The organism is Mycolicibacterium lacusdiani (assembly GCF_021916785.1).
Classification (GTDB): domain Bacteria; phylum Actinomycetota; class Actinomycetes; order Mycobacteriales; family Mycobacteriaceae; genus Mycobacterium; species Mycobacterium lacusdiani.
This window is the reverse complement of the sequence record NZ_JAKCFC010000004.1, coordinates 22,795-36,024: the sequence shown is the minus strand read 5'-3', so window position 1 is coordinate 36,024 and position 13,230 is coordinate 22,795. Positions and strand designations below refer to the sequence as shown.

The following is a 13,230-nucleotide window of genomic DNA, read 5'->3' as shown; positions in this document are numbered from 1 at the left end:
TGAAAGACTGGCGGAATGGCCGTCGATGAAAGATCACTGACCAGCCGGGACTTCCCGGTGCACTGGCCCGTCCTCACCCGGTGGAAGGACAACGACATGTTCGGCCATCTCAACAACGCGGTCTACTACGAGCTGTTCGACACCGCGATCAACGCGTGGATCAACACCAGCGCCGACGTCGACCCCGTAACCGCGCCGTGGCTGGGCGTCGTCGCCGAATCAGGTTGCCGGTACTTCGCCGAACTGGCCTTCCCCGATCCGCTCGTCGTGGGGCTGGCCGTCACCAGGCTCGGGACGAGCAGCGTCACCTACCGGCTGTCGGTCTTCGCGCCCGACACCGACGCCGCACCCGTTGCCGCGGTGGGTCACTGGGTGCACGTCTACGTCGACCGGACCACCCGACGTCCCGTCCCCATCCCGGACGCGATCCGGGCCGTGTTGGCTGGGGCCGTGGTCGACTGACGCTGGTCACATCTGCCACATGAGTCACCGCAAGCGTCGGCCCACTCGACCGCGCGATGTTCCACCTGACGAGCGAATTAGTGCCCGAACCCTGTTCTCGCCATCGGCAATTCGCTGACCAGATGGGACAACCGCCGATCGGTTGCCGCGCCTCGGCCAGTGACTGGCGTTACCGATGTGACTGGGCGGCTTTCACGACAGTCGATCGGCGAGCGATGAGTCGCCGTCCAACCACGCCGAGATCGCCGTGACGGCATCCCCGAAGAAGATCTCGTACGGCCGGTCGGCCACGTAGCCGATGTGCGGGGTCGCCGTGACGTTGGGCATCGTGCGCAGCGGATGATCGGCCGGCAGCGGTTCAGTGTCGAAGACGTCCAGGCCTGCGCCCGCGATCGATCCCGAACGCAGTGCGGAGACCAGCGCGCCCTCGTCGACGATCGGCCCGCGCGAGGTGTTGATCAGCAGCGCAGTCGGTTTCATCGCCTCCAGCTCCTCGGCGCCGATAAGTCCGCGCGTGCGCTCGCTCAACTTGAGGTGCACGGTCAGCACGTCGGCCGAGGCGAAGAACTCGTCGCGCGGCAGGTAGCGGACGCCTTCCGCCCGGGCCGCCTCCGGCGTCAGATTCTGACTCCACGCCACCACGTCCATGCCGAACGCCGCGCCGATCCGCGCCACCCGCGTCCCGATGCGGCCCAACCCCAGTACGCCGAGCACCCGGCGGTCCAATTCGCGTCCGACCGCGGTCTGCCAGAGTCCCTCGGCCACGGCCTGCCGTTCGGCGACCAGGTGCCGGGACGTCGCCAGGATCAGCGCCCAGGTCAGCTCCACCGTCGATGCCACCGATCCACCGGTGGTGCCGACGCGAATGCCTAGTTCCTCGGCGGCGGCCATGTCGATCGACGCGTTGAACGGACCGGTCGAGGCGATCATCCGCAGCCGGGGAAGACGCTCGAGGACGTTGCGCGGCAACGGAGTTCGTTCGCGCATGACCATCACCACGTCGAACGGGGCCAGCCTGTCGACGAGTCCTCCTGCGTCGGCGACGTGGTCGGTGAAGACGGTGACGTCGGCGCGCGTCGTGACCGGCGTCCAGTCGGCCATGCTCAGGGCGACGTCCTGGTAGTCGTCGAGGACGGCGACCCGGATGCGTGTGCTCATCGGAGTCATCGTGGCACGCGCCGATATGCTCGCCGGATGCCCATCGTGAGCAAGACCGTCGAGGTGTCGGCGTCGGCCGAGACGATCATGGCGATCGTCGCCGACTTCGAGGCCTACTCCCAGTGGAACGAAGAGATCAAGGGCTGCTGGATCCTGGCCCGCTACGACGACGGCAGGCCCAGCCAGCTGCGTCTGGACACCTCCGTGCAAGGCATGGACGGCATGTACATCCAGGCCGTCTACTACCCGGGACCCAACCAGATCCAGACGGTCATGCAGCAGGGCGAGCACTTCGCCAAGCAGGAGCAGCTGTTCTCTGTCGTCGAGATGGGGCCAACGACGCTCCTCACCGTCGACATGGACGTCGAGACCACGATGCCGGTGCCCGCGATGATGGTGAAGAAGGTCGTCAACGACGCACTCGACCACCTGGCAGGCAACTTGAAGGCCCGCGCGGAGCAGCTCGCCGCCGGCTGACGGTCAGATCCAGAGCCCCAGCTCGTCGAGGCGCGCGGTGAGACGCCGTGCGCCGTCGGTGAATTGATCGCGGGTGAGCTGGACGGCCGCCGCGGCGTCGCGCCGGCGCAGTGCGGCGATCAGCTGTCGATGGTTGGCCATGGCGACCTTGCCCCACTGCCGATCGTCGGCGTAGATGCGCGACGGCAGGTACCGCGTCGCGTGCAGCAGGAACCAGGCGAGTTTGGTTCGGCCCGCCGCCAGGTTCACCGCCCGCCGAAACGCGAACTCCGCGCTCGCGAGCGCCTCGACGTCCTGGTTCTCGATCGCGGCGGCCACCTCGTCGGCGAGCCGCTCGAGTTCGTCGATCTCCGCGTCCGTGATGCGTTCGGCCGCCGAGCGCACCAGCTGCGTGGCGATCGTCGCCTGCAGCCAGAACAGATCCTCGATGTCACCCCGGCTGAACGGCGACACGACGTGGCCGCGGTGGGGTTCGAGCTGCACCATGCCCTCGCCGCGCAGCGTGCGCAGCGCCTCGCGCACCGGGGTGATGCTGACGCCCAGTTCGGCGGCCGTCTCGTCCAGGCGAATGAACGTGCCGGGGCGCAGCGCACCCGACATGATGCCCGCGCGCAGATGGGAGGCGACCTCGTCGGACAGCTGCTCGCGACGCACCGAACGTGACTTCGCCGGTCGCACTGCGGTCGATGCCTTCACGGCGCGCTCCATCTCGATGCCGTCGGTCGGGCCGCCCACCCGTGACGGGGTTGTTACGCCGCGGTCGAGACCTTAGTGTGACCCGGACAACATCATGTTTGATCAAATATCAGCGACGTGCAACCCGAACCAGCGACAGGGAGCGGCCCACAGTTGACGGCCTCGCCAGCGTCTTCACCACCTTCGGCCTCCGGTCAGGCCGTCGCACAGCCGTACCTGGCTCGCAGGCACAACTGGATGAACCAGCTTGCCCGCCACGCATTGATGCAGCCCGACGACACTGCGCTGCGCTTCCTCGGCCGCACCACCACCTGGGCCGAACTCGACCGGCGGGTCACCGCCCTGGCAGGCGCCCTCAGCCGACGCGGCATAGGGTTCGGCGATCGCGTACTGATCCTCATGCTCAACCGCACCGAGTACGTCGAGTCCTTCCTGGCGGCGAACCTGCTCGGCGCCATCGCCGTCCCTGTCAACTTCCGGATGACCCCGCCCGAGATCGCCTACCTGGTCGGTGACTGCGAGGCGCGGATCGTCATCACGGAGTCCGTCCTGGCAGGCGTCGCGACCGCGGTGCGCGACCTCGACTCCACGCTGGCCACGGTGATCGTCGCGGGCGGCGCGACCGACGACGGGGTGCTCGGGTACGACGAGCTGATCGCCGAGGACGGGCCACCGCCTGAACCGGTCGACGTCCCCAACGATTCACCCGCACTGATCATGTACACGTCCGGGACCACGGGACGGCCCAAGGGCGCCGTCCTCACGCACACCAACATCGCCGTCCAAGGCGCGAGCAGCCTCTTCACGATCGGCGCGGACCTCAACAACGACGTCGGCTTCGTCGGCGTCCCGCTCTTCCACATCGCAGGCATCGGCAACATGATCAGCGGCCTCACTCTCGGCAGGCCGACGGTGCTGTATCCACTCGGAGCGTTCGACCCCGACGGCCTGCTCGGCGTCCTCGAGGCCGAGAAGGTCACCGCGATCTTCCTGGTGCCCGCCCAATGGCAGGCCGTCTGTGCGGCGCAGAAGGCGCACCCGCGGAACCTACGGCTGCGCGCTCTGTCGTGGGGCGCGGCCCCCGCGTCGGACACGCTGCTGCGCGACATGGCGGCCACGTTCCCGGGTGCGGAGATCTTTGCCGCGTTCGGTCAGACGGAGATGTCGCCGGTGACGTGCATGTTGCTGAGCGACGACGCCATCCGCAAGCTCGGTTCGGTCGGCCGGGTGATCCCGACCGTCGCGGCCAGGGTCGTCGACGAGGACATGAACGACGTGCCCGATGGCGAGGTCGGCGAGATCGTCTACCGCGCACCGACGTTGATGGCCGGCTACTGGAACAACCCCGAGGCGACGGCAGAGGCGTTCCACGGCGGCTGGTTCCACTCCGGCGACCTGGTGCGCCGTGACGACGAGGGCTACATCTGGGTCGTCGACCGCAAGAAGGACATGATCATCTCCGGCGGCGAGAACATCTACTGCGCCGAGGTCGAGAACGTCCTGGCCGCCCATCCGGCGATCGCCGAGGTGGCCGTGATCGGCCGTCCCGACGAACGCTGGGGCGAGATCCCGGTGGCCGTCGTCGCGCTCGGTGCGACCGCACCCATGGAGCTGACGGTGGCGGATCTCGACGACTTCCTCACCGAGCGGCTGGCCCGCTACAAGCACCCCAAGGCCGTCGAGGTGGTCGAGGCGCTGCCTCGCAACCCCGCTGGCAAAGTATTGAAGACCGAACTCAGGACGCGCTTGGGGGCGGCCGATTCCATTGACGCCAGCGAAAGTACAAGCGCGTCAACGCATTCGATGACGAGCCCGAAGGGCTGACCTGTGACGATGAGTTTGCCGAGCGCACGAATCTCAAGTTTGCCGATGCGGTGCGACGCCACTCCGGCATCGGGTACTCTCCTGTGGTCCGCCTTACTACCAACCAGTAGGGAGAGGGCGATCACAGGTTCGGGGCAGGAACGAGGAGGGCGAGTGCGACGGGTTGCATCGGTCCGCCGCAGCGGCCACGGCTGCGTTGACGCAGCGTTGAAGGCCCATTCGTGACGGCGTCGTCACCGGGCCTGGTCGGTTACGTCCGCGACCAGGTCAGGCCAGGACTGACCGCTGTCGGCGGCTTCGTCAAGATGTGCGTGCTGACCGCCAAGGCCACGTTCCGCGGACCATTCCAGTGGCGCGAGTTCATCCTGCAGGGCTGGTTCCTGATGACGGTGGCGTTCCTGCCCACCATCGCGGTCGCCATCCCGCTCACGGTTCTCATCATCTTCACGCTCAACATCCTGCTCGCCGAGTTCGGTGCCGCCGACATCTCGGGCGCCGGTGCAGCACTCGGAGCGGTTACCCAGCTCGGTCCGCTGGTAACCGTGCTCGTCGTCGCGGGCGCCGGATCGACCGCCATCTGCGCTGACATCGGCGCGCGCACCATCCGCGAGGAGATCGACGCCCTTGAGGTGCTCGGCATCGACCCGATCCAGCGTCTGGTCGTCCCGCGCGTGCTGGCCTCGACGTTCGTCGCCTTCCTCCTCAACGGCGCCGTCATCACGATCGGTCTCGTCGGCGGCTTCGTCTTCGGCGTCTACATACAGAACATCTCGGCCGGCGCCTACGTCTCGACGCTGACGTTGGTCACCGGCCTACCCGAGGTCCTCATCTCCGTCGTCAAGGCCCTGACCTTCGGGCTCATAGCCGGCCTCGTCGGCTGTTATCGCGGCCTGACGGTGTCCGGTGGCGCCAAGGGCGTGGGTACCGCGGTCAACGAGACGCTGGTCCTCTGCGTCATCGCCCTCTTCGCCGTGAACGTGGTCCTGACCACCATCGGCGTCCGATTCGGAACGGGGGGCTGACGTGTCAACATCAGCAGTCCTGCGGCAGCGCTTCCCGAGAGCGATCCCGCGGGCCACGAAGCTCGCCAGTGCGCCCGCCCGTGGCCTGGACAGCGTCGGCCACGTCGCGTGGTTCATCGTCACCGCCGTCGGATCCATCGGCCACGCGGTGCGCTACTACCGCAAGGAGATGCTGCGGCTCATCGCCGAGATCGGCATGGGCACCGGCGCGATGGCCGTCATCGGTGGCACCGTCGCCATCGTCGGCTTCGTCACCCTCTCGGGCGGCTCGCTGATCGCCATCCAGGGCTTCGCATCGCTGGGCAACATCGGCGTCGAGGCCTTCACCGGCTTCTTCGCCGCGCTGGTGAACGTCCGCATCGCCGCACCGGTCGTCGCGGGCCAGGCATTGGCTGCGACCGTCGGCGCCGGCGCGACCGCCGAGCTCGGCGCCATGCGCATCAGCGAGGAGATCGACGCGCTCGAGGTCATGGGCATCAAGTCGATCAGCTACCTGGTGTCGACGCGCATCATGGCCGGCTTCGTCGTGATCATCCCGCTGTACGCGATGGCGATCATCATGTCGTTCCTGTCGGCGCAGGTGACCACGACGCTGTTCTACGGACAGTCGACCGGAACCTACGAGCACTACTTCCGAACGTTCCTACGACCAGACGACGTCGCCTGGTCGTTCGTGCAAGCGATCATCATCTCGGTCATCGTGATGCTCAACCACTGCTACTACGGCTTCTACGCCAGCGGCGGCCCGGTCGGCGTCGGCGAGGCCGTCGGCCGCTCGATGCGCGCCTCCCTGATCGCGATCGTCCTCGTCGTCCTGTTCGCATCGTTGGCGCTGTACGGCACCGACGCCAACTTCAACCTCACGGTGTAGCGACATGACCAGACCTGATCAGATCGAGTCCTCGGTCAACAAGCCGCGGACGCCGCCGTACAAGATGGCCGGCCTGGTGCTGCTGGTCGTTGCCGCAGTCGTCGTCAGCCTGGTGTGGGTGCAGTTCCGCGGCGGCTTCGCCAATCCCGAACGGCTGACGATGATCTCGGCGCGCTCGGGCCTGTCGATGGACCCCGGCTCGAAGGTCACCTACAACGGCGTCGAGATCGGCCGGGTCACCGAGGTCGAGGCGGTCGACGTGGGCGGCGAGGCCAAGGCCAAGGTCCTGCTCGACGTCGACAAGAAGTTCGTGAACCTGATCCCGTCCAACGTGGACGCGGAGATCAAGGCGAGCACCGTCTTCGGCAACAAGTACATCGCGTTCTCCTCGCCGTCGGATCCCAGCCCCGCGCGGGTCAGCGGATCCACGCCGATCGACGCTTCGGCGGTCACCACCGAGTTCAACACCCTCTTCGAGACCGTGGTCGAGGTGACCAAGCAGGTCGACCCGATCAAGCTCAACCAGACCCTGACTGCGACCGCCCAGGCGCTCGACGGTCTCGGTGACCGGTTCGGACAGTCGATCGAGACCGGCAACGAACTCCTCGCCGACCTCAACCCGCGGATGCCGCAGTTGCGCCGCGACTTCCAGGGACTCACCGGCTTCGCCGACATCTACGCCGATGCCTCACCCGATCTGTTCGACGGCCTCGAGAACGCGGTGACCACCGCCCGGACGCTCAACGAGCAGCGCGGCAACCTCGACCAGGCGCTGATGGGTGCGGTCGGATTCGGCAACACCGGCGGCGACGTCTTCGAGCGCGGCGGACCGTACCTGCAGCGCGGCATCCAGGACCTGCTGCCGACGTCGGCACTGCTCGACGAGTACAGCCCCGCGCTGTTCTGCACGATCCGCAACTTCCACGACGTCGAGCCCAAGGCCCGCGCGGCCTTCGGCGGCGGCAACGGCTACTCGCTGAACACCCGCACCTCGATCATCGGTGCCGCGAACCCGTACGTGTTCCCCGACAACCTCCCTCGCGTCAACGCGAGCGGCGGACCCGAGGGACGCCCCGGCTGCTGGCAGCCCGTGACCCGTGATCTGTGGCCCGCGCCGTACCTGGTGATGGACACCGGCGCCAGCATCGCGCCCTACAACCACTTCGAACTGGGTCAGCCCATCGCGATCGAGTACGTCTGGGGTCGCCAGATCGGGGAGAACACGATCAACCCATGAAAATCACCGGTACAGCGATCAAGCTCGGCGCCATGTCCCTGGTGCTGCTCATGTTCACCGCGCTCATCATCGTGGTGTTCGGGCAGATGCGGTTCGACCGCACCACCGGCTACACGGCCGTCTTCAAGAACGCCAGCGGCCTGCGCCCCGGCCAGTTCGTCCGCGCCTCCGGCGTGGAGGTCGGCAAGGTCTCCGAAGTCGAGCTGCTTCCCGGCGGCGACCGGGTCGAGGTGCACTTCGACGTGGACCGCACCCTGCCGCTGTTCCAGGGCAGCACTGCCTCGGTCCGCTACCTCAACCTGATTGGTGACCGCTACCTCGAGCTCAAGCGCGGGGACGATCAGACCCGCCTGCCCGGTGGCGGCACCATCCCGATCGAGCGCACCGAGCCCGCACTGGATCTCGATGCCCTCATCGGCGGATTCCGCCCGCTGTTCCGGTCGCTGGATCCGGACAAGGTCAACAACATCGCCCAGTCGGTCATCACGATCTTCCAGGGCCAGGGCGGCACCATCAACGACATCCTCGACCAGACCGCCCAGCTGACCTCGGCCATCGCCGACAGGGATCAGGCGATCGGCGAGGTGGTGCGCAATCTCAACACCGTGCTCGACACCACCATCAAGCACCAGCAGCAGTTCGACGAGACGATTCAGAACTTCGAGAAGTTGGTGACGGGACTGAAGAACCGGGCCGACCCGATCGCAGAAGGGGTTGCCGAGATCAGCAACGCCGCAGGCACCATCTCCGATCTGCTGGCCGACAACCGGCCGCTACTACGGGACACGGTCAACTACCTCGACGTCATCCAGCAGCCGCTGGTCGACCAGAAGGCCGAACTCAACGACCTGCTGGTGAAGTTCCCCCAGGCCGTTCGAATTCTCGGCAGGTCCGGCGGGATCTACGGCGACTTCTTCAACTTCTACGTGTGCGACATATCGCTGATCCTGAACGGCCTCCAGCCCGGCGGTCCGGTTCGAACGGTCAAGGTGACCAGCCAGCCAACGGGTAGGTGCACGCCGAAATGAGAACTCTCGAGGGCGACAACCGGATTCGCAACGGGATGATGGGCATCCTCATCCTGCTGCTGGTGATCGGCGTGGGGCAGAGCTTCGCCAGTGTGCCGATGATCTTCGCGCAGCCGGTCTACTACGCGCAGTTCGCCGACACCGGCGGCATCAACCCGGGTGACAAGGTGCGCATCGCTGGCGTCGACGTCGGCGAGGTCCGCAAGGCGGACATCGAAGGCGACAAGGTCGTGATCGGCTACACGCTGAACGGCACGAAGATCGGCACCGACAGCCGCGCAGCGATTCGCACCGACACCATCCTGGGCCGCAAGAACCTGGAGATCATCCCGCGCGGATCGACTGCGCTGAAGGCCAACGGCGTTCTGCCGCTTGGCCAGACGACGACGCCGTACCAGATCTACGACGCGTTCTCGGACTTGACGAAGGCCGCTTCCGGGTGGGACACCACCACGGTCAAGGAGTCGCTGAACGTCCTGTCGGAGACCATCGATCAGACCTACCCGCACCTGAGTGCAGCACTCGACGGGGTGGCCCGGTTCTCGGACACGATCGGCAAGCGCGACGAGGACATCAAGAAGCTCCTCGCCAACGCCAACAAGATCGCCGGCGTGCTCGGCAACCGCAGCGGTCAGATCAACGATCTGTTCGTCAATGCGCAGACCCTGCTCGGCGAGATCAACCAGCGCAACGCGGCGGTCGATGCACTGCTCGCCAGGGTCTCGGCCTTTTCCCAGCAGGTGGCCGGCTTCACCAAGGACAACCCGAACATCAATCGGGTGCTCGAGCAGCTGCGCACGATCAGCGACGTGCTGGTCGAGCGCAAGTTCGACCTGATGGACGTGCTGAGCAACGTCAGCAAGGTCGCAACGGCGCTCGGTGAAGCAGTGGCCTCTGGCCCGTACTTCAAGGTGATCGTGATCAACATCCTGCCGTACCAGATCATTCAGCCCTGGGTCGACGCCGCCTTCAAGAAGCGCGGCATCAACCCGGAGGAGTTCTGGCGCAACGCGGGTCTGCCCGAGTTCCGGTTCCCGGATCCCAACGGTCAGCGCTTCGACAACGGTGCACCGCCGCCCGCGCCGACGCCGCTCGAGGGCACTGCCGAGAACCCCGGCCCTGCCGTCATCGCGGGCTCGCCGTGCTCGTACGCACCTGCGGCGGGCAACTTCCCGACGCCGGGCAATCCGCTGCCGTGCACGCAGGCCGAGAACGGACCGTTCGGGCCGAACCCGTACGGCTCCAATAACTATGGCCCGCCGAACGTGATCGGACTGCCGCCGAACCCGAACGCGCCGCCGCCGGCGCCCGGCGTTCCCAGCTCGGCCTTCCCCGGCCAGTTCGCACCGCCCGTCCAGGGCGTGCCGCCCGCGCCGTTCGCACCCGGTCCGCCCGGGGCGCGCACGGTGCCGGTCACACCCGGCCCGTCCGACCCCTACATCCCGCCGGGCTTCCTGCAGGGTGACGGCACGTCGCCGCCACCGCCCGCACTGACGGGTCCGCCGCCACCGCCTGGGCCGGGACAGCAACTCCCGCCCGTCGGCACGCCACCACTACCGGGCAACCCGCCGTTCCTGCCGCCCGGTCAGCAACAGGGATAGGAGGCCTTCGAGATGTCGACGATCTTCAACGTCCGGAACCTGAAGGTGCCTTCCCTGTCGAAGGCATCGGTGATCCTCGGAACCATCGTCATCGTGCTGGCGATCGTGCTCGCGTTCGTCGGGTGGAATCTGTACAAGCGGCTGACCAACAACACGGTGGTCGCCTACTTCCCCCAGACGCTGGCGCTCTACCCCGGTGACAAGGTCCAGATCATGGGCGTGCGGGTCGGCTCGATCGACGAGATCGAACCGGCAGGCGACCGGATGAAGGTCACCTTCACCTACGAGAGCAAGTACAAGGTCCCGGCCGACGCCAGCGCGTCGATCCTGAACCCGAGCCTCGTCGCGTCGCGCGCCATCCAGCTGTCCCCGCCCTACACCGGCGGTCCAGAGATGGAGAACGACGCCGTCATCCCGATCGAGCGCACCCAGGTGCCGGTCGAGTACGACGAACTCCGCGACTCCCTGGACCGGCTCCTCACCGACCTCGGCCCCACGCCCGAGCAGCCCATGGGCCCGATCGGCGACGTCGTCGACTCGTTCGCCGACGGGCTGGCAGGCAAGGGCCAGGAGGTCAACCGGACGCTGACCAACCTGTCCGAGGCGCTGTCCACCCTCAACCAGGGCCGCGGCGACTTCTTCGCAGTCGTGAAGAGCCTCGCGATGTTCGTCAACGCACTGCATCGCAGCGACCAGCAGTTCGTCGCGCTGAACAACGATCTGGCGCAGGTCACGAACTCGTTCTCCAACGGCGACCAAGAGGTGGCCAACGCCATCCGCGACCTCAACGTGCTGTTCACCAACACGCGCGAGTTCTTCGACGAGAACGGTGAGGTCCTCGGAGCCGACATCGGCAACCTCGCCGAGGTCACCAACGCGATCCTGCAGCCCGACGTCTTCAAGGGACTCGAGACCGGGTTCCACGTCTTCCCGACGCTCGCGGTGAATGCGCTCAACATCGCGCCGCCCGTGCCCGGTGGCGTCACCAGCATCCCGGTCATCGGCAACTTCGCCAACCCGATGGAGTTCATCTGCAGCTCCATTCAGGCGGGCAGCCGGCTCGGCTACCAGGAGTCCGCGGAACTGTGCGCGCAGTACCTGGCGCCGATCCTCGACGCGATCAAGTTCAACTACCTGCCGTTCGGCCTGAACCAGTTCAGCTCCGCGCTGACGCTGCCGAAGCAGATCGCGTACTCCGAGCCGCGCCTGCAGCCGCCGCCCGGATACAAGGACACGACCGTGCCCGGCATCTTCTCGCGGGACACGCTGTTCTCGCACGGCAACCACGAGCCCGGCTGGGTGGTCGCACCCGGAATGCAGGGCACCGAGGTGCAGCCGTTCACCGCGAACATGCTGACGCCGGACTCGCTCGCCGCGTTGATGGGTGGCCCCGACATCGCGCCGCCGGTCGCTCCGCCTGCGTTCGGCACGACGCGCAACGGCAACCTGCCCGGTCCGCCCAACGCGTTCAGCGAGAACACCCCGCTGCCGCCCCCGTGGTACCCGCAGCCGGGTCCCCCGCCTGCACCGGCACCGGGTGTCACGCCCGGCAATCCGCTGGCGGCGATCTCGGCTCCGGCCGCACCAGGCCCGGGCCCCGGGCCGGGACCGGCGCCGGCACCGGGTCCCGCACCGTCGGGTCCGTTGTTCCCGGCTGAAGCAGGAGGCGGGCGATGAGCGTCCTGAAAGGCATGAAGCGCAAGAAGCCCGCGGGCTCGAAGTTGGTGCGGCTGGCGAAGCGCACCGGCGTGCTGTCGGTCGCGGCGGTCGTGCTGACCTCCTGCGGTTGGCAGGGCATCGCCAACGTCCCGCTGCCCGGTGGTCCCAGCACCGGCGGCAAGAAGATGACGATCTACGTCCAGATGCCGGACACGCTGGCGCTCAACGTGAACAGCCGGGTCCGGGTGGCCGACGTCTTCGTCGGCAGCGTGCGCTCCATCGAGTTGAAGAACTGGGTGGCGACGCTGACGCTGGACGTCGCGCCGAACGTGGATCTGCCGGAGAACACCCTGGCCGCGATCGGTCAGACCAGCCTCCTCGGTAGCCAGCACATTCAGCTCGATCCGCCGCCGGATCCGCAGGGGACGCTGAAGAACGGCGACACCATCCCGCTCGACCGGGCGTCGGCGTTCCCCACCACGGAGCGGACGCTGGCCAGCATCGGCACGATCCTCACCGGTGGCGGCATCCCGAACCTGGAGGTCATCCAGACCGAGCTGGACAACATGCTGTCCGGGCGCGGCGACCAGATCCGGGAGTTCCTCAACCGGCTCGACACGTTCACCGCCGAACTCAACGAGCAGCGTCAGGACATCACCCGGGCCATCGACTCGACGAACCGCCTGCTGGCGATCGTCGCCCAGCGCAACGACACGCTGGATCGGGTGCTCACCGAGTTCCCGCCGTTGATCCAGCACTTCGCCGAGACGCGTGATCTGTTCGCAGACGCCGTGACGTCGCTTGGCCGGATCAGCAAGGCCGCCGACGACGCGCTCGCGCCGATCAGCGACGACCTGAACACCAACCTCCGCGATCTGCAACGGCCGCTAAAGCAGTTGGGCAAGGCGTCGCCGTACCTGATCGGTGCGCTGAAGTTCATGCTGACCGCGCCGTTCCCGATCGAGTCGACCGACAAGGCGGTCCGCGGCGACTACATCAACGTGTCGCTCAACGTGGATCTGACCCTGTCGTCCATCGACAACGGCATTCTGACCGGGACCGGCATCTCCGGCATGCTCCGTGCGCTGGAGCAGTCGTGGGGTCGTGATCCGAACACGATGATCCCGGACGTCCGCTTCACACCCAACCCGCACAACGTGCCGGGTGGGCCGCTTGTCGAGAGGGGTGAGTGAGC

General features: G+C 67.1%; 12 protein-coding genes. 10 read left to right on the top strand and 2 right to left on the bottom strand.

The features are described from left to right. Positions 1-15: 15 nt before the first annotated feature. Positions 16-462, top strand: coding sequence for an acyl-CoA thioesterase (locus tag LOK44_RS13870; protein WP_237570651.1), 447 nt, complete (start codon positions 16-18; stop codon positions 460-462). A gap of 192 nt (positions 463-654) precedes the next feature. On the opposite strand, the gene LOK44_RS13865 is transcribed toward LOK44_RS13870, so the two are convergent. Further along, positions 655-1,620, bottom strand: a complete 966-nt coding sequence (locus tag LOK44_RS13865) for a D-2-hydroxyacid dehydrogenase family protein (protein ID WP_237570650.1) — start codon at positions 1,618-1,620, stop codon at positions 655-657. Between the two features lie 36 nt (positions 1,621-1,656). Between LOK44_RS13865 and LOK44_RS13860 the strand changes: the two genes are divergently transcribed. Then, positions 1,657-2,097: an SRPBCC family protein gene (locus LOK44_RS13860; RefSeq protein ID WP_163919731.1), complete on the top strand. Its 441-nt coding sequence runs from the start codon at positions 1,657-1,659 to the stop codon at positions 2,095-2,097. Between the two features lie 3 nt (positions 2,098-2,100). On the opposite strand, the gene LOK44_RS13855 is transcribed toward LOK44_RS13860, so the two are convergent. Continuing rightward, positions 2,101-2,805, bottom strand: coding sequence for a GntR family transcriptional regulator (locus tag LOK44_RS13855; RefSeq protein WP_237571172.1), 705 nt, complete (start codon positions 2,803-2,805; stop codon positions 2,101-2,103). A gap of 225 nt (positions 2,806-3,030) precedes the next feature. Here LOK44_RS13855 and fadD5 point away from each other — a divergent pair, with 225 nt between their 5' ends. The 8 genes from fadD5 (at position 3,031) to LOK44_RS13815 (ending at position 13,228) form a co-directional block, all read left to right on the top strand. Beyond that, on the top strand, positions 3,031-4,617 hold the full coding sequence (gene fadD5, locus LOK44_RS13850; RefSeq protein ID WP_237570649.1) for a fatty-acid--CoA ligase FadD5: 1,587 nt from the start codon (positions 3,031-3,033) through the stop codon (positions 4,615-4,617). Between the two features lie 221 nt (positions 4,618-4,838). After that, the gene (locus tag LOK44_RS13845) at positions 4,839-5,639 is read left to right on the top strand and encodes an MlaE family ABC transporter permease (RefSeq protein ID WP_163919729.1); all 801 of its coding nucleotides are present in this window, start codon (positions 4,839-4,841) and stop codon (positions 5,637-5,639) included. A gap of 1 nt (position 5,640) precedes the next feature. Beyond that, positions 5,641-6,510 (top strand): MlaE family ABC transporter permease, encoded by an 870-nt coding sequence (locus LOK44_RS13840; protein WP_237570648.1) that lies wholly within the window; start codon positions 5,641-5,643, stop codon positions 6,508-6,510. A gap of 4 nt (positions 6,511-6,514) precedes the next feature. Continuing rightward, a complete protein-coding gene (locus tag LOK44_RS13835) occupies positions 6,515-7,747 on the top strand; it encodes an MCE family protein (protein WP_237570647.1) in 1,233 nt (410 codons plus the stop codon). Further along, positions 7,744-8,775 carry a virulence factor Mce family protein gene (locus LOK44_RS13830; RefSeq protein WP_163919726.1) on the top strand — a complete coding sequence of 344 codons (1,032 nt, stop codon included), beginning with the start codon at positions 7,744-7,746 and terminating at the stop codon, positions 8,773-8,775. The genes LOK44_RS13835 and LOK44_RS13830 overlap by 4 nt, the downstream gene beginning before the upstream one ends. Next, positions 8,772-10,376, top strand: coding sequence for a virulence factor Mce family protein (locus LOK44_RS13825; RefSeq protein WP_163919725.1), 1,605 nt, complete (start codon positions 8,772-8,774; stop codon positions 10,374-10,376). Before LOK44_RS13830 ends, LOK44_RS13825 begins: the two co-directional genes overlap by 4 nt. 12 nt (positions 10,377-10,388) lie before the next feature. Further along, complete coding sequence (locus tag LOK44_RS13820; RefSeq protein WP_163919724.1) at positions 10,389-12,053, top strand: virulence factor Mce family protein; 1,665 nt, start codon at positions 10,389-10,391, stop codon at positions 12,051-12,053. Beyond that, positions 12,050-13,228 (top strand): virulence factor Mce family protein, encoded by a 1,179-nt coding sequence (locus LOK44_RS13815; protein WP_235887166.1) that lies wholly within the window; start codon positions 12,050-12,052, stop codon positions 13,226-13,228. The genes LOK44_RS13820 and LOK44_RS13815 overlap by 4 nt, the downstream gene beginning before the upstream one ends. Positions 13,229-13,230 lie beyond the last annotated feature (2 nt).